This window comes from Bradyrhizobium sp. AS23.2, from assembly GCF_001908185.1.
In the GTDB taxonomy this organism is placed as follows: domain Bacteria; phylum Pseudomonadota; class Alphaproteobacteria; order Rhizobiales; family Xanthobacteraceae; genus Bradyrhizobium.
This window is the reverse complement of sequence record NZ_LGHM01000168.1, coordinates 1-16,332: the sequence shown is the minus strand read 5'-3', so window position 1 is coordinate 16,332 and position 16,332 is coordinate 1. Positions and strand designations below refer to the sequence as shown.

Below are 16,332 nucleotides of genomic sequence, written 5' to 3'. Positions count from 1 at the left end.
CCCCTGGCTGTGTAAAAACGCGAACTCCGGCGGATGGACGGAGAAGTCTACTTCTCGAGATCACGCGGCACCGAAGCTCTGTATCCTCTTCGCAGCCTCAGAAGCGGTGTTTGAAAGAATTCTTTTCTCCGAAATTTGAGCGCCGTTGCGTTTTCACACAGCCAAGGCCCATCGCCGACATGGATCGATATCCGCTCTTCGGCCGCTATCGGGGCCAATGCGGTCGTGGCGAATTTGCGGGTACACGCCCTATCCCGACTGGATCCGCGCCGGGCTAAGCTCACGCAAAGGAAAAGCCCGGCTGGCCGCGAACAAAGCCATTGGCAAAGGAGACGCCCGGATAAAGCTCGGACAGGCGGCCGCTTGCGCCTTCGGCTGACCTGCGCCCGTCGATCACATCGCGGAAAATCTTGGCGACTTCGACCATGTCGCAATCCTGCGGCGACAGGCGCAGCGAGCCGATTCCGGCTTCGCGCAGAGTACCGATGTCGCCAATGAGATTAGTGCAGGCATGCGACAGGGTCTGAACGCCGTTGATCGTCAGGAAGTCCTGCTGGTCCAGCGTCTTCAATGCAAGCCCATCAGGGTCCTGTTCGCAGACGAAGCGGCAATTGTCCTTGGAGAGCTTGTGGAGCCGCGCATGGTAGCAGCGGGCGGAGATCGCCAGCGGCACCCTGCCGAAGGCGAACATTTCGATCACGGCCTCGGGGACCGTTGCGGCGATCACGGCTGCCGATGAGATCGGCAGTTCGGGCGGCAGGCAGATGCGCGCAGCGCCTTGCTGGACGTGAAAGGCCGCGCTCGTCTCGTTGTAGATGTTGACGAAGGGCCCGATGGCATGCGGCCGGCCCTTGATCGATTTGAGGCAGGTCAGGTCGTTCACCTCGACCAATGCGTCCTCACCTGCGCACAGCTCCTCGATCTGACGCCGCTCGCGCCGCAGCGACACCAGGATCAGCGAACCCAGCAGGACCTGCTTGCCGGCATGCTGGAGGCGTTCGATCACATCAGGCAGATGTTCCGCAAAGAACGGAGACCGTTTCGAGCACACGATCTCGCCCACGGACACGACATCGACCGGCGCCTCGTCGGCGATCCGGAAATAGAAATCGCGCCAACGTTCCGGCGCCCAGTTGTAGAGGACCGGGCCGAGACTAAGCTGCATCAAGGCTTCTCTCATTCATGGCGGGTCGCCGCCCCTCACAGCCGATCATCGTCAAATAATCACCGCCATGTCTTGCGATAGGCGCCGACTGTAGAGGCCTGGCCTTCGGTGAACGGCTTGAGGCTGCCGACGTCCGCTTCACTTCCATCTTCCATTGTATCGAGCGCGCGGCGGAAGTGACGGACCACACTCTCGATATAGGCGCGTCCGCGCTGGCGCCCCTCGATCTTCAGCGCGGCGACGCCGGCGGTTCGGAGGCCTGCGAGCAATGTCGTGGCATCGAGGCTGACGGGATCCTCGAAGATGTAGCCGTCGCCATGCTCGGTCGAGAAGCGGCCCTTGCACAGGGTCGGATAGCCCGCGGCCTCCTGCGGCGCAAAGCGGTTGATGGTGAAGCCGCCGAGCCGGGACGTCGTCCCCTGCGCGGTTTCCTCATAGGCAACATGGCTCGCCGGCGAACACACGCCCTGCATGTTCGGCGATTTGCCGGTGGCATAGGACGACAGGGAGCAGCGCCCTTCGGCCATCACGCAAAGGCCGCCAAACACGAACACCTCGGTCTCGCAACTCACCTCGCGGGTGATTTGAGCGATCTCCGAAACGCTCAGCACGCGCGGCAGCACGACACGGCGCGCCCCGAACGTCTCGACATAGAAGGCGATAGCATCAGGGTCCGCGGCCGCGGCCTGTACCGAGACATGCAGGCGCTGGCCCGGATGGCGCCTTGCGACGTAGTCCATCAGCCCGATATCGGCGACGATCAGCGCGTCGGCACCGGCATCGACGGCATCGTCCACGGCACGCTGCCAGAGCGCGACAGACGACGCGCGCGGAAAGGTATTGATGGCGACGAGGATGCGCGCCCCGCGGCTGTGGGCAAACGCAATTCCCTTGCGCAGCTCGTCACGGCTGAAGTTCAGGCCTGGAAAATTGCGTGCGTTGGTTTCGTCATTGAAGCCGCAATAGACGGCGTCCGCACCCGCATCGATGGCGCTCCTCAGCGCGGCCGGCGTACCGGCGGGACAGATCAGCTCCATCATCTGGCCTTTTGGGGAGAGCCAGCCAGGCTGTCCCGCACGAGCTCGAACGAACGCCTGGCTGGCTCGCCCAGCGGACCGAGCAGCAAAGCCAGTTCCGCGGCCAGATCGAGCTGCGCATCGTCGATCGCATTGCGCAGAGCGAGTACGGCTTCGATGTCACCCTCGATCGTGAGCGCGCGCGAAAACATCAGCGCATCGCCGTCGACCCTGCCTTCGACCAGTGCAAGCAGGTTCGCGAGCGAGGCGGAGACATAGGCGTCCAGGCCCGGTGGCAGTTCGCGCACCGCCGACAGGCGCGGAGGTGCGGCCTCCACGATGAAGGCGAACGGCAGGTCGACCGGCCTGATCCCGAACCGGGCCCGGCGATGGTCCCCTAACCTGTCGAGCAGGCCGGGGTTGCGCTTCAGGATCCGCGCCAGGAAGCCACCGAGAACAAGTTGCAGTGGCAGCAGGGGCAAGGGACGCATCGCGAGTGCGAGAAGCGGTGGGATTGTCGGCAATGGACCTGATACAACGGACGAATGACTCATGTCGCCATCTGAGCCGATTGCGCACAGATGTATTTGAGCGGGAACAAGGAAGATCGAAATCACGCCGGCTAGCCTCTGCTTTTTCAGGAGACTGTCCGCTTGCAACGTGACGTGCCGCACTTTCGCGATCTATCCGACTTCATGCGCTTCCTCGAAGGCAAGGGCCAGCTGCGACGCGTTCGCGAACCGGTCTCCGTGGTCCACGAGATGACCGAGATCCACCGGCGCGTCATCGGCGAGCACGGCCCTGCACTATTGTTCGAACGGCCGGTCAAGGCCGACGGCGTTCACTCCGGGATGCCGCTCCTGACCAATCTATTCGGCACGGTGGAGCGGACCGCGTGGGGAATGGGGATCACGCCGGATCGGCTCGAAGAGCTCGGCGCGATGCTGGCCGAGTTGCGCGCGCCGCGTCCTCCGCACGGCGTTCGCGATGCCTGGCACAAGCTGCCGCTGGCACGCGCCGCGCTTGCGACCCGGCCACGGTCGCGCGCCGCCGCGCCGGTGCAGGATCGCGCCGCGATGGGCGAGGACATCGATCTGACAAAACTGCCGGCGCAGATCTGCTGGCCGGGCGAGCCTGCACCATTGATCACCTGGCCGCTCGTCATCACCGCGCCGCCGGAATCTCAGGCCGCGGACCAGGAGGAGAATGTCGGCGTCTATCGCATGCAGGTCTTGGGGCGCGACCGCGCCATCATCCGCTGGCTCGCGCATCGCGGCGGCGCCCGGCATCATCAGCAATGGAAGGCGCTGGGGCGCGACATGCCGGTCGCGATCGTCATCGACGCCGACCCCGCGACCATCCTCGCCGCCGTGCTGCCGTTGCCCGAGGCGATATCCGAGCTGCGCTTCGCAGGCATCCTGCGCGGCGAGCGCCCTGAGCTGACGCGCTGCCTCACCGTTCCCTTGGGAGTTCCGGCCACCGCCGAGATCGTCATCGAGGGCTTTGTCTCGGCAACCGAAACCGCTGCCGAAGGGCCCTATGGCGATCACACCGGCTACTACAATTCAGTCGAGGAATTTCCGGTGCTGCGGGTCACCGCGATCACGTCGCGTCGGCAGCCGACCTATCTCTCGACCTTCACGGGCCGCCCGCCGGACGAGCCGTCCCGGATCGGCGAAACCTTGAACCGGCTGTTCGTGCCGTTGATCCGGCAGCAATTCCCTGAAGTGACCGACTGCTGGCTGCCGCCGGAGACCTGCTCCTACCGGGTCGCCATCGCATCGATCAAGAAGCGCTATCCCGGCCAGGCGCGACGGCTGATGCTGGGCCTGTGGTCGATGCTGCCGCAGTTCACCTACACCAAGCTGCTGATCGTGGTCGACGACGATATCGACATCCGCGACTGGCGCGCGGTGATGTGGGCGGTTACGACGCGCAGCGACAGCTCGCGCGACCTCGTGACGCTCTCGGACACGCCGATCGACTATCTCGACTTCGCCTCACCGAAATCCGGCCTCGGCGGCAAGCTCGGGATCGACGCCACCACAAAAATTCCGCCCGAGACGGAGCGAGCGTGGGGCGAGCCCCTGACGATGGATCCCGCCGTGATCGCCCGGGTCGATGCACTTTGGCCTGCGCTCGGCCTCGGCGGACTTGCCGGGCGGCCAATGCGCGAGCCCACATGAGCGAGCTGCACGGCGTGATCGTCGGCATCAGCGGTGCCTCGGGTGCGGCCATCGGCGTGCGGATCGTCGAACGGCTGGCGGAGAATCCACGCTGTGCGGTGCATCTGGTGATCTCACCGGCGGCTGAGCGCACACTGACCGAGGAGGTCGGCGCCGAGGCGCTGCCCCGGCTGCGCGCCCTCGCCTTTCGCAACCATGAACCATCGGACATCGGCGCCAGCATCGCCAGCGGCTCGTTTCCGGTCAGCGGCATGATCGTGGCGCCGTGCTCGATCCGCACGCTGTCGGCCATTGCCTGGGGACAGCTCGACAATCTTCTGGTGCGGGCGGCCGACGTGCAGCTCAAGGAGCGCCGGCGCCTGGTGCTGCTGGTGCGCGAGAGCCCGCTGCATCTCGGACATCTCCGCGCGATGCTGCAGGCAACCGAGATCGGCGCGATCATTGCGCCGCCGCTGCCCGCCTTCTATTTGAAGCCGCAGTCGCTGACCGACATCATCGACCAGATCGCCTGCCGCGCGATCAATCTCCTGGCCCTGCCGGACATCTCGGCGCCTGCGCTGAGATGGCCGGGCCATGACGCCAGCGACACATGAAAGGCGCGCGCTACCACGTTTCCGCGCCGGGGATTTTCTTGCGCACCGCCATGCGCTGGATCCAGATGCAGCGACGGACGGATGTATTGGAGCGGCCGACGGCGGATATCCCCTCGCCGGCCTGGAGCAGCGGCGCCACGCTCTCGCGCAGCGCGCGGCAGCGCTGCAGCTCGGCCTGCCAGTCGATGATCGCAGCATTCGCGCGCGACGCAATCAGCGCCAGCACGGCCATGGCAAGACAGGTCGCCCGCATCGTGTCCATTCCCCTTACTGTGATCCGCCCGCATCGCGCCGGTAGCGGAAATTGCAATGATCTGCGCCTTGCATGATGGTCTGCGTGCGCGTGAGCTTGATGTCGGGACCAAACCCTTCCGCGATCGCAAAGTCCGCGGTGCAAACCAGGAGAAAGCCGAGCTCGGGCGCGCCCAGCGCCTTGTAGAACTCGGCATAGGCGCATCGCGTCACATCGAACGCGAAGGAGTCCTGCGTCTGCTCGATGACGTCATAGGCGAGCGCGTCGTCGCGGGCGTAGGTCCCGAACGCCGACGAGACGGCCTTGCCGAGATCGCTTTCGTTCTTCGTATTGTTCCTGGCCCTCCAGAATTCCTCGCCGAAGCCGCGATAGAGATCTCCGAGCGCCTTGCGCACCAGCGCGTTGGCGCGCGCTTCGCCGAGCTCGGCCTGCAATGCCTTCACCAGCGGCACCAGCACCTGCGCCTGGATCTTCGCCTGTTCGATGACGGAAACGCTCATGGGCGGGCTCACGACTCGGATGGAGGAGCGTAGCCCGGATGGAGCGAAGCTGCGCGCAACGGCGAGCATAACTCCGCCCGGGGCGATTGGCTAACTTTCCGCAGGGTAAGCCAGGCGGCCATCTCGCAGGACCTGCGCCGCCGGATTCATCTCGGCCTCTTTGACCTGCCCGGGCCCCAGAATGTGAAACACCGTCTCGCCCGCGGCGAGCAAATAGTCGGTGATGATCCGCCTATGGCATCGCCACCACAAGGTTTCCGCGCACATGATGCTACAGCGCTGCGCCTGCCCGAGTTCGCACAAGTGTGCGAGACCTTCGCGAAAGGCCTCGCTCATGGCGTGGTCGGCGTAATTGTGAAAGCTGTCGTTCTCCCAGAACGCGTTGGTCTCGCGCGGCACCTCGCGCTTGCGGCTGCGCAGGCCGCCGAGCGAGGCGATGTGCTCGTAGCCGATCGAAACGGAAGCGAGCGATTGCGGCAGGGTCTCGCGATTGTATTGCGGATTTGTCCGCGAGCGGGGCACGGTGCGAACGTCGACCACGAAAGTGACGGAGCTTTCCTGCAACAATGCGACGAATTCCTCGATCGAGCGCGTGGCATGGCCGATCGTGAAGAAGGGATGAGCCATGGCACGCCTCGTCTGCTCGCCTTGCGCGGTCAGCTCCGCAGCAACCGCAACGCCTTACCCTTGTGCAGGGCGACGTGATCGGTCTTGTCGCTCTTGATCTCGTATTGCGGATCGTCGGGCGTCGCGTGGTGGACGTAGCCCTTGTAATCGACGTCTGTGGTGTGCACGCGCAGGACATGGCCGCGCACGCGCCCGGCCTCGGAATTCCAGCTGACGTGATCGCCCCTCTTGAAGGTCTTTTTGGTCGCCTTGGGCATGGCGAAACAATACCGGAACGCGTCGGGATGTTCCAGCGACGTGAAGCGAGAGTCCAGGCCGATGGACGTGCCGCACGTTCGAGCCGCATCCCGGGTTACAACTCGTTGTTGCGCAACATCTCGCGCAGCCGGAATTTCTGGATCTTACCCGAGGGCGTCGCCGGCATAGCATCCCGGACGATGAGTTTCTCGGGAACGTATTGAAGCGCGAGCTTGTGCGACTTCAGGAACTCGCTCATGCCGGCGAAATCGATCGTCTGACCGGACTTCGGCACGATCACCGCGCAGGCGCGTTCGCCCAGCCTTTCGTCCGGATAGGAAACGATCGCAACCTGGGCGACGGCCGGGTGCCGGTACAGCAGCGACTCGACCTCGACGACGGGTATGTTCTCGCCACCCCGAATGATGACGTCCTTGCTGCGTCCGCTGATGCGGATGTAGCCGTTGTCATCCATCCGCGCGAGATCACCGGTGTCGAACCAGCCCTCGGCGTCCGTGCCGTTCCAGTGCGGCCGTTTCAGATAGCCGCCGAAGTTCGAGCAGGAACGAACAACGAGCCTGCCGACCGTCCCCGGCGACACCAGGCTCGCCTCCTCGTCGATCACCCGAACCTCGGCGCCGGGAAGCGCACAGCCATCGGTCGAAAAGGCCAGAAGATCGTCGTCGTCGAGCTTGATGAGCGTCACCGCGCCGTTCTCGGTCATGCCCCACGCGGACACGATCTTTGCGCCGAGCACCTTTCGCGCCTGTTCGACCAGCGGTCCGGGGATCGGGGCACCGGCGCACACGAACGTCTTCAGGCTCGGCACGCTCTTGCCGGTGTCGGCGACGTTGCGGGTCAGGTCGGTCAGGAACGGTGTCGAGGCCATCGTGAAGGAGACGGCATGCTGGCGAATGAGATCGGCCGCCTTTGCCGGATCCCAGATGTCCTGCAGCACCACGCTCGCCCTCAGCATGATCGGCATCATCAGGCCGTACATGAATCCGGTCTGGTGGGCCATCGGCGAGGCCATGAGGACGATGTCGTTCGGTCCGAGCCCGAGCCTCCCGGTGCAGGGAACGATGTTTGCCATCAGCGTATTGGCGGAATGCATCACGCCCTTCGGCTCGCCGGTCGTCCCCGAGGTATAGATCAGTTGCGTGATGTCGTCGGGACCCGGCCTGTTCTGCGTCAGGATCGCTTGTGCGTCCGGCTCCCGCTCCCATTCAGGCCTGGTCAACAGCGCCTCGAAATCGTCCGCCCCGCCGCCATCGACGACGACGACGTGCTGCAGCGACGGAATCGTCGGCTTCAGGCTGCGCGCCATCGCCTCGTGGTCGAAGTTCCGGAACGTCTTGGGGACCACAAGCACTTTTGCTTCGCCATGACTGAGCATGAACGAGAGCTCGCGTTCGCGGAAAATCGACATCAGGGGATTGAGCACCGCGCCGATACGCGAGCAGGCGAGATACAGCAGGATGAACTGCCAGCAGTTTGGTAATTGCATCGCCACGACATCGTTGCGGCCGACGCCGAGACGGGACAGGCCGACGGCAGCGCGATCGACGAGGCTCGCCAGTTGGCTGTAGGTGAACCGGCGCACCTCGTCCCTGTCGAGACGGACTGCCGTGAGCGCAACCTTGTCCGGACATTCGGCAACGCACGCGGCGAAATCCTGGTTGATCGTCCGGTCGTGCCAGAAGCCCCGCGCAATGCTTTCGGCACGGCGCGGCTGCAGTAGAACTGCGTCGAACTCCATGTCTTCCCTCCCCTGTTTGTCGAACCTGGTCTTTTGACCTTGTCTAGTTCTTGCGATCAGGCCGGAACTGCCCTGCGGCCCGCGCGGGCACGGGCGATGATCGTCTTCATGATTTGCGCGGTTCCGTCACCGATCTGGAATCCGAGCACATCACGCAAACGCTGCTCCATCGGCCCATGGTCGTAGCCGCCGTGGCCGAACATCAGCAGACACTGGTGGATCGTGTCATAGGCGAGCTTCGGCGCCCACCACTTGCACATCGCCGCTTCGGCACTGTGGGGTGCGCCCTTGTCCTTGAGCCACAGCGCTTGCAGGCAGAGGAGCCGCGCAGCCTCGATCTGCGTATCGAAATCGGCAAGTGGATGCGACACGCCCTGGAAGGCCGAGAGCGGTTGGCCGAACGCCTGCCGCTGGGCGACGTAGGCCCACGTCTCCTCGAGCGCCACGCGCGCGACCGCGAGCACCTGCAGGCCGATCAGCGCACGCGAGAAATCAAAGCCCTGCATCACCTGCACGAAGCCCTTGTTCTCCTCGCCGAGGCGATAGGAAACAGGAACCCTGACGTTCTCGAAAAACAATGAGCCGCGACCGATCGCGCGCTGGCCGTGACAATCGAAGCGATTGCGCGTGATCCCCGGCAGGTCCATCGGGATGAGAAGAGCCGTCACACCGTGAGCGCCGGCTTCGACCGTTCCGGTGCGGCCGAAGACGACGGCGGCATCGGCCTGGTCGGCGGCGGAGATCGAGGTCTTCTCGCCGTTGACGATGTAGTTGGCACCATCGCGCTCGATGCGCAGCCGCAGGTTGGCGGCATCCGAGCCGCCGCGCGGCTCGGTCAATGCGATCGCGAAGAGAGCATCGCCGGCCGTCAGGCGTGCGAGCCAGGGGCCCGTGACGTCCGGATTGCCGTGGTGCGACAGGATCTGGCCATTCAGAGAAGCCAGCAGATTGATGTAGGAAATGCTGAGATCGGCGCGCGCCACCTCTTCGTGGATGACGCCGGCCGCAAGACTGCCCAACCCGAGCCCGCCAAATCGCTCGGGCAATTCCGGCGCGATGAAGCCCATCGCACCCATTTCCTTCATGATCGCGCGATCGAGGACGCGGGTCGTGTCGCGCTCCTGGAAGCCCGGCGCGATGCGATCGGCGGCAAACCGTCGGGCCTGGTCGGCGAGCGCAATCAGATCGTCGTCGAGATACGGATTCATCGATCAGCCTCCCTGACACACGACCGCCCGACCGCCGCGCAACCGCGACGGCTTGTTCTCGGGCCGCCGATTTATTTCGCGAATTTCCGGAAGTCGGGCTTGCGCTTTTCCTTTAGCGCCTTGACGCCCTCGCGCGACTCTTCGGTGTCGTAATAGAGTTTGAGCGCGTACATGCCCATTCCGGCGATGCCGGCCTGATGCGCCGTATCCATGTTGAAGCTGCGCTTGGCGATGGCGATTGCGGTCGGGCTGCGTTCGCACAGCTCTTCGCCCCACTTCTGCACTTCGGCGTCGAGCTGGTCATGCGGCACGCAGGCGTTCGCAAGTCCCATCGCGACCGCTTCCTGCCCCGTGTAGCGCCGACACATGTACCATATCTCGCGCGCTTTCTTTTCTCCGACGACGCGCGCCAGGAATGCGGTCCCGTAGCCCGGATCCACCGAACCCATCTTGGGTCCGACCTGACCGAAGATGGCCTTTTCGGAACATATCGTCAGGTCGCAGATGGTGCACAGCACGTTGCCGCCGCCGATCGCATAGCCCTGTACGCGCGCGATCACGGGCTTCGGCACGTCGCGGATTGCGGTGTGAAGCTCTTCCATCGGCAGACCGACCGTTCCCCGGCCATCGTAATTGCCATCATGTGCCGATTGGTCGCCGCCGGTGCAGAAGGCGCGATCACCCGCCCCGGCGAGCACGATCGCGCCGATATTCTTGTCGTAGCCGGCCTTGTAGAGGGCCTTGATCAACTCGTCGCAAGTGGTGCCGCGAAACGAGTTCATCTTGTCCGGACGATTGATGATGATCCAGGCAACGCCGTTGCGAACTTCGTAGATGAGATCTTGGAATTCCATTTTCTTACTCCCTGTTGCTGGTCAGCCATTCATGGTTAGGCCGCCGGAGACGCTCAACACCTGGCCGGTGACATAGGCGGCGTCCTCGCTGGCAAAGAACAAAATGGCTCCCGGCAGGTCGTCCGGCTGGCCAATGCGGCCGAGTGGGATCGAGCGCCTGAAGGCCTCCTCCAGCTTTTCGGGGTTTCCGGCACCTTCCTTGTAGCCGGCGAACAACGCGGTGTCGGTTGGGCCCGGACAGACAACGTTGACCGTGATCCCGTGGCGAGCGTGCTCGCGCGCGATCGTCTTGGAGAACGCGACAAGTCCGCCCTTGCAGGCGGCGTAGACGGCCTCTCCCGATGAGCCGACGCGTGCAGCGTCAGAGGCGATATTGACGATGCGACCCGATCTGCGCGCAGCCATGACAGGCAGCACCGCGTGATGCATGTGCAGCGCGCCGGTCAGATTGATCGCAATCAGCTTTTGCCACTGCGCCGGCTCGGTCTTGGCAAAGGGACGGAAAATGTCCCATCCCGCATTGTTCACGAGTACGTCGATCGGTCCGAGCGTTGCCTCGGCTTTCGCGACCGCGGCGTCCACGCTGGAGCGGCTGGTGATGTCGCAATCGAAGGCGTCGGCGGCGCCGCCAGCCTCCCGGATGTCTGCAGCGACCTTTTGTGCCGCCGCGAAGTTAAGGTCGAAGACAGCGACGCGCGCCCGCTCGCTGCCAAATCTGCGGCATGTCGCGCCGCCGATGCCGCCGCCGCCGCCGGTTACGACAACCACCTTGCTCTCGAAACGCTGCATGAATCCTCCCATTCCGCGTTGAGATTGCCGATTGCCGCCGCTGTAATTTTAAGCGAGGTTCTTTGTGATCGGCGACAAGATATATCAATATATTGGTCTATATAGCCGCCCTCGCAAAGGCTCGCAAGAGAAGATTATGAAGAAGTCAGCTGAAATTACGGATAGTGCTGCTGCCGCCCGCCTTGAGTTGGCCAACAGGCTGTTCTTTCGGCTCTACCAATGTGCCAATATGTTGCATAAAACCGGCAGCCGGGCCGTCGAAGCCGATGGGCTCACCACGCAGCAATGGGCAGTCCTTGGCGCATTGTCGCGTGACAAGGCTAAGGGCGGCATGAGCATCGGCGATCTCGCGCGATATCTCATGGTGAGCCGGCAGAATCTCGCCGGGCTCATCAGTCGCATGGAGCGGGACGGACACATCGACATCGTGACCGACACGCGCGATCGACGTTCAAGGATCGTGAGAATGACAAAGTCCGGCGAACATGTGTGGCACGTATCGGCTCAGCCAAAGATCCGCCTGTACTACGAAGAAATACTCGCTGATTTTTCGATTGGCGACATAGCCCATGCCCTCCACTATTTGATGAAGCTCCTCGAGAACATGAAGCGTCTGGATAGCAAACAGGTCGACGACGCGCTCAATGAGCCGGAGGAATGAGATCGAGAAGCAGGCCTCCAGCCCCTCACCAGCGTCAACAAATTGGGGAGAACTCGGCTGCTAAAGCCGCCGCTGATGATCAACTCCGTGGCCCGCCGTTCGGCGCCAGCAGACCGTTGTCGTCGATCACGCCGAGGCCGCCGGTGATCAACCACCCATCACGCAGCGCGGCCTGTGACGATAGCCGGAGTAATGGAAGATAGAGCTTGCAGAGCCCGACGGCACCTTCGGAGCAACGTGGGACGGCAGGGCTGCTTCAGAATTCTATTCGGCTTGCCCGACATCCGACGCGCAGCGCCGCCGCACAGCTTGTCGGTGGCAAAAGTTCCACGTCGGGCTTTGTGGAAATCATCTTTTCGCAGGGAGCCGCGAGGCGGCTAAACCATTGAAGAAGATGGTGGGCACGACAGGGATCGAACCTGTGACCCCTACCATGTCAAGGTAGTGCTCTCCCGCTGAGCTACGTGCCCTAGAGGTCATTCATCGGTGGGGTCCCTATAACGACTCAGGGGACCCGGCGCAAGGACGGAAGGAGGCCGATTTACGCCGCCAGCATCTTGTTCACTTCGCTGACCAATTCGCGCAGGTGCACGGGCTTGGACAGCACCTTGGCGTTCTTGGGGGCGTCCGAATCCGAATTCAGGGCGACCGCGGCGAAGCCGGTGATGAACATGATCTTGATGTCGGGGTCGAGTTCCGAGGCCCGGCGGGCGAGCTCGATGCCGTCCATCTCCGGCATCACGATGTCGGTGAGCAGCATCTCGAACGGCTCTTCCCGGAGCCGCTGATAGGCGGCCATGCCGTTGTCATGGGACGAGACCTGAAAACCGGCGTTTTCCAGCGCCTTGACCAGGAAACGGCGCATGTCGTTGTCGTCTTCGGCGAGCAGGATCTTTGGCATGGCAGGAAACGTCTAATCCCCAGAGGATATGCAGAGGTCACTAAGCCCGACAGAGGGTAAATTTGGGGTGAAAATCTTAACCCTGGGCCGGCCGCGCTGCCGGCCCTTTGTGAACCTGAATGCGGCACGAATCAATCGAGCTGCCCGGTGAGATCCCCGCCTCGCTGCCCGCACGGTTAAGATATGTTCCAGCGCCGATCACACTTTTTCGCTTGGCAGAATGGTTGCGATTCCGGACAATGACGACACATAACAGCCGCTCGATCGGCCGAATCAAGTCGATCCGGACCTTTTCCGGATCCTGCGGCGCGAAGGGACGAAGCCTGAGAAGATGACCCGGTTTGACGGCGGAGTGTCGCCAGCCTTCGAGATCGTGGAGCCGGCCGAATGGCGCGCGCCGGTCATCTTCAACTCGCCTCATTCCGGCTCGACCTATCCGAACGAATTCCTCAGCTCATCGCGGATCGACCTGCCCACGCTGCGGCGGTCCGAAGATTCATTCATGGACGAGTTGATCGGCCATCTCAGCGAGCGCGGCTTCCCGACCGTACGGGTCAACTTTCCGCGCTCCTATGTCGACGTCAATCGCGAGCCTTATGAGCTCGATCCCCGCATGTTCACCGGCCGCCTGCCGAGCTTTGCCAATACCCGCTCGATGCGGGTCGCGGGCGGGCTCGGCACCATTCCGCGCGTGGTCGGCGACGGCCAGGAAATCTATCGCGACCGCATCCTGGTCGACGAGGCGCTGGCGCGGATCGAGACGCTGTACAAGCCCTATCACCGCGCGCTGCGCCGGCTGATCAACAAGGTGCACCAGATGTTCGGCACCGTGATGCTGGTCGACTGCCACTCGATGCCTTCGGTCGGTGTCTCCCGCGACGAGCCGCGCCGGCCCGACATCGTGATCGGCGACCGCTACGGCACGAGTTGCACGCCGCTCCTGCCTGACAGGGTCGAGGAGACGATGACGGGGCTCGGTTATTCGATCGGCCGCAACAAGCCCTATGCCGGAGGCTTCATTACCGAGCACTACGGCAACCCCGCGAGCGGCCTCCACGCCGTGCAGCTCGAGCTCAACCGCGCGATCTACATGGACGAGCGGCGGCGCGAGCGTGGCCCGCGCTTTGCGCAAGTGGCAAACGATTTCGGCATCCTCGCCGATGTGCTGGCGACGACTATCCCGTTCGGCGATCTCGGCCCGTTCCAGGCCGCGGCGGAATAGGCTCGGCTTTCCTCGACGAAGCGAATCGCGAGCGATTGGCGCGAACGCATTTTCGCTTTGCGACGCATCGCGTTTGAAACTGAAACTGAGGCCCAAAGAAAAAAGGGCCGCTCGCGAATGACGCAAGCGGCCCAAGTCTAGGGAGGAAACGCCCAAGGAGGGCAGCGGTAACGCAGAGCGCTACCGCACCGCAACAATATGCGACCGCGACGCACAAAGTGCAAGGGCTTTTGAGCCGTTTCCCATGCAAATCGCACATGGCTCGGTCGCTCCCAGAGAAACCCAGATTCAGTTTCTTTAATAAGGAAATTCAATGGGTTGATTGCTGTTTGCATACAAACGAGGCATGTTCGGAACGAAGTTTTCAACTCCGTGATCGATATTTGGTCAGCAGATGGCTCGAATGAGGCGCCCGCTTGCGCGCATCCAAAATAGCAGGGTGCAAATCAAGACAGCGCTGCACGCGAGAGGCGATTTGAGCTAGGCAGAAGTAAGCTTCACCCGACTTTCGCTTTTGAGGACACGCAGTGACGGTGATCGACTTCTCCGCCTTCATCGGACGGCTGGCCACCGCCTCCGGCGAAACCATCCTGCCGTTCTTCCGCACCTCGCTGTCGATCGACGACAAAAGCAAGACGAAGGACTTCGATCCGGTCACCGAAGCCGACCGCGCCGCGGAGGCGGTGATGCGGCGGCTGATCAAGGCCAACTTCCCCCAGCACGGCATCGTCGGCGAGGAATTCGGCAATGAGCGGGAAGACGCCGACTACGTCTGGGTGCTCGACCCCATCGACGGCACGAAATCCTTCATCGGCGGCTTCCCGATCTGGGGCACGCTGATCGCGCTCCTGCACAAGGGGGCGCCGGTGTTCGGCATGATGCACCAGCCCTTCATCGGCGAGCGTTTCTCCGGCGACAACGGCTCGGCCAACTACAAAGGCCCCTCCGGCGAGCGCCGGCTTCAGGTCCGCCGCTGCGCCTTGCTGTCGGAAGCGACGACCTACACCACCAGCCCGCTATTGATGAACGAGGACGACCGCGCGATTTTCGGCCGGATCGAGCAGGGCGCGCGTCTGTCGCGCTATGGCGGCGACTGCTACTCCTATTGCATGCTGGCGGCCGGCCATGTCGACCTCGTGGTCGAGACCGAGCTGAAACCTTACGACATCGCCGCGCTGATCCCGATCATCACCGGAGCCGGCGGCGTCGTCACCACCTGGGAGGGCAAGCCGGCCCAGGGCGGCGGCCGCATCATCGCCGCCGGCGATCCGCGCCTTCACGAAGAAGCACTGAAACTGCTCAACGGATAAGCAAGCAACGAGCCTGCATGAAAAACCGGCGCACGCTCCTCCTCGCAATCCTGCTTCTGCTGCCGACGCTCGCATCCGCCCAGAATTTCCCAGCCAAGCCGATCAAGCTGATCGTGCCGTTTCCGGCCGGCGGCCCCAACGACATCATTGCGCGGGTGATCGGCCAGCGCATGTCGGAGCTGTCGGGCCAACCGGTGCTGATCGACAATCGCGGCGGCCAGGGCGGCGTGCTCGGCACCGACGCGGTCGCAAAGGCCGCACCCGACGGCTACACCATTGCGATCTCCAGCGCCGGCGCGCTCGCGATCAGCCCGAGCATGGAGAAGGTCGCCTACGACACGCTTGCGGACCTCACGCCGGTGACGCTGGTCGCGACCGTGCCGGAAATGCTTGTTGTTGCCACCAATGTGCCCGCCAAGGACATCGGCGAGCTGATTGCGCTCGCCAAGGCGCAGCCCGGAAAACTCAACTTCGCCTCCTCCGGCCCCGGCAGCCTGCCGCATCTGGCCGGCGAATTGTTCAAGCTGACGGCGAAGATCGACATCGTGCACGTGCCCTATCGCGGCGCCGCGCCGGCGGTGAACGATCTCCTGGGCCAGCAGGTGCAGATGACCTTCCTCGACCTGCCGATACTGCTGCCGCAGGTCAAGGCGGGCGCCCTGCGGCCGATCGCGGTTGGCTCGGCCGAGCGCGCACCGACCGCGCCCGAGGTGCCGACCACTGCGGAAGCGGGCTATGCCGCCCTTCGCATCGAGAACTGGTACGGCATGGTCGCGCCGAAAGGCACGCCGAAGGAGATCGTCGCAGCGCTGCATGGTCTGGCGACGCAAGCCATGGCGGATCCAGCGGTGAAGGAGAAGCTCGCCGCTCAAGGCGCGACGCTGATCGGCGATGACCCCGAACACTTCCGCTCATTCATCGCGGACGAGACCGCGAAATGGGCGAAGGTGATCAAGGACTCCGGCGTGGAGACGGTGAAGTAGCGCGCGAGAAGCGAACGACCTCACAACGCGACAAGTGCGTTCCCTCCCCCCTTGCGGGGCCCGCAAGG

Annotated in this window: 18 protein-coding genes and 1 tRNA gene; 6 read left to right on the top strand and 13 right to left on the bottom strand. The window is 63.6% G+C overall.

What is annotated here, in order from left to right; all coding sequences use genetic code 11:
- Nucleotides 1-280: 280 nt before the first annotated feature.
- The 3 genes from ubiV to ubiT are packed head-to-tail and all read right to left on the bottom strand — an operon-like array spanning nucleotide 281 to nucleotide 2,855.
- Complete coding sequence (ubiV, locus tag AC630_RS32620; RefSeq protein WP_074122546.1) at nucleotides 281-1,165, bottom strand: ubiquinone anaerobic biosynthesis protein UbiV; 885 nt, start codon at nucleotides 1,163-1,165, stop codon at nucleotides 281-283.
- A gap of 59 nt (nucleotides 1,166-1,224) precedes the next feature.
- The gene (gene ubiU, locus AC630_RS32615) at nucleotides 1,225-2,202 is read right to left on the bottom strand and encodes a ubiquinone anaerobic biosynthesis protein UbiU (RefSeq protein ID WP_074122545.1); all 978 of its coding nucleotides are present in this window, start codon (nucleotides 2,200-2,202) and stop codon (nucleotides 1,225-1,227) included.
- A complete protein-coding gene (gene ubiT, locus AC630_RS32610; protein WP_245330584.1) occupies nucleotides 2,202-2,855 on the bottom strand; it encodes a ubiquinone anaerobic biosynthesis accessory factor UbiT in 654 nt (217 codons plus the stop codon). Before ubiT ends, ubiU begins: the two co-directional genes overlap by 1 nt.
- Nucleotides 2,856-2,876: 21 nt before the next feature.
- Here ubiT and AC630_RS32605 point away from each other — a divergent pair, with 21 nt between their 5' ends.
- Nucleotides 2,877-4,367, top strand: a complete 1,491-nt coding sequence (locus AC630_RS32605; RefSeq protein ID WP_074122543.1) for a UbiD family decarboxylase — start codon at nucleotides 2,877-2,879, stop codon at nucleotides 4,365-4,367.
- Nucleotides 4,364-4,960 carry a UbiX family flavin prenyltransferase gene (locus AC630_RS32600; protein ID WP_074122542.1) on the top strand — a complete coding sequence of 199 codons (597 nt, stop codon included), beginning with the start codon at nucleotides 4,364-4,366 and terminating at the stop codon, nucleotides 4,958-4,960. The genes AC630_RS32605 and AC630_RS32600 overlap by 4 nt, the downstream gene beginning before the upstream one ends.
- 10 nt (nucleotides 4,961-4,970) lie before the next feature.
- Here AC630_RS32600 and AC630_RS32595 read toward each other — a convergent pair whose 3' ends face one another.
- The 8 genes from AC630_RS32595 to badH form a co-directional block, all read right to left on the bottom strand.
- Nucleotides 4,971-5,213 carry a hypothetical protein gene (locus tag AC630_RS32595; RefSeq protein WP_074122550.1) on the bottom strand — a complete coding sequence of 81 codons (243 nt, stop codon included), beginning with the start codon at nucleotides 5,211-5,213 and terminating at the stop codon, nucleotides 4,971-4,973.
- A gap of 14 nt (nucleotides 5,214-5,227) precedes the next feature.
- Complete coding sequence (locus AC630_RS32590) at nucleotides 5,228-5,713, bottom strand: L-2-amino-thiazoline-4-carboxylic acid hydrolase (protein ID WP_074122549.1); 486 nt, start codon at nucleotides 5,711-5,713, stop codon at nucleotides 5,228-5,230.
- Between the two features lie 90 nt (nucleotides 5,714-5,803).
- Nucleotides 5,804-6,340 (bottom strand): DUF488 domain-containing protein, encoded by a 537-nt coding sequence (locus AC630_RS32585; protein WP_074122541.1) that lies wholly within the window; start codon nucleotides 6,338-6,340, stop codon nucleotides 5,804-5,806.
- Between the two features lie 29 nt (nucleotides 6,341-6,369).
- Nucleotides 6,370-6,597: a hypervirulence associated TUDOR domain-containing protein gene (locus tag AC630_RS32580; RefSeq protein WP_074122540.1), complete on the bottom strand. Its 228-nt coding sequence runs from the start codon at nucleotides 6,595-6,597 to the stop codon at nucleotides 6,370-6,372.
- A 95-nt stretch (nucleotides 6,598-6,692) separates the two neighbouring features.
- On the bottom strand, nucleotides 6,693-8,336 hold the full coding sequence (aliA, locus tag AC630_RS32575; protein ID WP_074122539.1) for a cyclohexanecarboxylate-CoA ligase: 1,644 nt from the start codon (nucleotides 8,334-8,336) through the stop codon (nucleotides 6,693-6,695).
- A gap of 56 nt (nucleotides 8,337-8,392) precedes the next feature.
- Nucleotides 8,393-9,544, bottom strand: coding sequence for a cyclohexanecarboxyl-CoA dehydrogenase (aliB, locus tag AC630_RS32570; RefSeq protein ID WP_074122538.1), 1,152 nt, complete (start codon nucleotides 9,542-9,544; stop codon nucleotides 8,393-8,395).
- A gap of 71 nt (nucleotides 9,545-9,615) precedes the next feature.
- Complete coding sequence (badI, locus tag AC630_RS32565) at nucleotides 9,616-10,398, bottom strand: 2-ketocyclohexanecarboxyl-CoA hydrolase (RefSeq protein WP_074122537.1); 783 nt, start codon at nucleotides 10,396-10,398, stop codon at nucleotides 9,616-9,618.
- Nucleotides 10,399-10,419: 21 nt separating this feature from the next.
- Nucleotides 10,420-11,187 (bottom strand): 2-hydroxycyclohexanecarboxyl-CoA dehydrogenase, encoded by a 768-nt coding sequence (gene badH / locus AC630_RS32560; protein ID WP_074122548.1) that lies wholly within the window; start codon nucleotides 11,185-11,187, stop codon nucleotides 10,420-10,422.
- Nucleotides 11,188-11,323: 136 nt separating this feature from the next.
- Between badH and AC630_RS32555 the strand changes: the two genes are divergently transcribed.
- Entirely contained in the window at nucleotides 11,324-11,848 is a 525-nt protein-coding gene (locus AC630_RS32555; protein WP_074122547.1) for a MarR family winged helix-turn-helix transcriptional regulator, read from the top strand.
- Nucleotides 11,849-12,243: 395 nt separating this feature from the next.
- Here the strand turns inward: AC630_RS32555 and AC630_RS32550 are convergent.
- Nucleotides 12,244-12,318: transfer RNA gene (locus AC630_RS32550), tRNA-Val, on the bottom strand.
- 71 nt (nucleotides 12,319-12,389) lie between these two features.
- The gene (gene cpdR, locus AC630_RS32545) at nucleotides 12,390-12,749 is read right to left on the bottom strand and encodes a cell cycle two-component system response regulator CpdR (RefSeq protein WP_007597092.1); all 360 of its coding nucleotides are present in this window, start codon (nucleotides 12,747-12,749) and stop codon (nucleotides 12,390-12,392) included.
- Nucleotides 12,750-13,080: 331 nt separating this feature from the next.
- Between cpdR and AC630_RS32540 the strand changes: the two genes are divergently transcribed.
- The 3 genes from AC630_RS32540 (at nucleotide 13,081) to AC630_RS32530 (ending at nucleotide 16,264) form a co-directional block, all read left to right on the top strand.
- On the top strand, nucleotides 13,081-13,971 hold the full coding sequence (locus AC630_RS32540; RefSeq protein ID WP_074122536.1) for an N-formylglutamate amidohydrolase: 891 nt from the start codon (nucleotides 13,081-13,083) through the stop codon (nucleotides 13,969-13,971).
- 527 nt (nucleotides 13,972-14,498) lie between these two features.
- Nucleotides 14,499-15,281: a histidinol-phosphatase gene (gene hisN, locus AC630_RS32535; RefSeq protein ID WP_074122535.1), complete on the top strand. Its 783-nt coding sequence runs from the start codon at nucleotides 14,499-14,501 to the stop codon at nucleotides 15,279-15,281.
- Nucleotides 15,282-15,298: 17 nt separating this feature from the next.
- The gene (locus AC630_RS32530) at nucleotides 15,299-16,264 is read left to right on the top strand and encodes a Bug family tripartite tricarboxylate transporter substrate binding protein (RefSeq protein ID WP_074122534.1); all 966 of its coding nucleotides are present in this window, start codon (nucleotides 15,299-15,301) and stop codon (nucleotides 16,262-16,264) included.
- Nucleotides 16,265-16,332: the final 68 nt, after the last annotated feature.

Bases quoted from the DNA above. Each gene is read 5' to 3' on its own strand.
- cpdR (WP_007597092.1), bottom strand. From the start codon at position 12,749: ATGCCAAAGATCCTGCTCGCCGAAGACGACAACGACATGCGCCGTTTC.
- AC630_RS32600 (WP_074122542.1), top strand. From the start codon at position 4,364: ATGAGCGAGCTGCACGGCGTGATCGTCGGCATCAGCGGTGCCTCGGGT.
- AC630_RS32590 (WP_074122549.1), bottom strand. From the start codon at position 5,713: ATGAGCGTTTCCGTCATCGAACAGGCGAAGATCCAGGCGCAGGTGCTG.
- aliB (WP_074122538.1), bottom strand. From the start codon at position 9,544: ATGAATCCGTATCTCGACGACGATCTGATTGCGCTCGCCGACCAGGCC.
- AC630_RS32530 (WP_074122534.1), top strand. From the start codon at position 15,299: ATGAAAAACCGGCGCACGCTCCTCCTCGCAATCCTGCTTCTGCTGCCG.
- badH (WP_074122548.1), bottom strand. From the start codon at position 11,187: ATGCAGCGTTTCGAGAGCAAGGTGGTTGTCGTAACCGGCGGCGGCGGC.
- AC630_RS32555 (WP_074122547.1), top strand. From the start codon at position 11,324: ATGAAGAAGTCAGCTGAAATTACGGATAGTGCTGCTGCCGCCCGCCTT.
- ubiV (WP_074122546.1), bottom strand. From the start codon at position 1,165: ATGCAGCTTAGTCTCGGCCCGGTCCTCTACAACTGGGCGCCGGAACGT.
- badI (WP_074122537.1), bottom strand. From the start codon at position 10,398: ATGGAATTCCAAGATCTCATCTACGAAGTTCGCAACGGCGTTGCCTGG.
- AC630_RS32585 (WP_074122541.1), bottom strand. From the start codon at position 6,340: ATGGCTCATCCCTTCTTCACGATCGGCCATGCCACGCGCTCGATCGAG.
- AC630_RS32595 (WP_074122550.1), bottom strand. From the start codon at position 5,213: ATGCGGGCGACCTGTCTTGCCATGGCCGTGCTGGCGCTGATTGCGTCG.
- AC630_RS32540 (WP_074122536.1), top strand. From the start codon at position 13,081: ATGACCCGGTTTGACGGCGGAGTGTCGCCAGCCTTCGAGATCGTGGAG.
- AC630_RS32580 (WP_074122540.1), bottom strand. From the start codon at position 6,597: ATGCCCAAGGCGACCAAAAAGACCTTCAAGAGGGGCGATCACGTCAGC.
- AC630_RS32605 (WP_074122543.1), top strand. From the start codon at position 2,877: ATGCGCTTCCTCGAAGGCAAGGGCCAGCTGCGACGCGTTCGCGAACCG.
- ubiU (WP_074122545.1), bottom strand. From the start codon at position 2,202: ATGGAGCTGATCTGTCCCGCCGGTACGCCGGCCGCGCTGAGGAGCGCC.
- aliA (WP_074122539.1), bottom strand. From the start codon at position 8,336: ATGGAGTTCGACGCAGTTCTACTGCAGCCGCGCCGTGCCGAAAGCATT.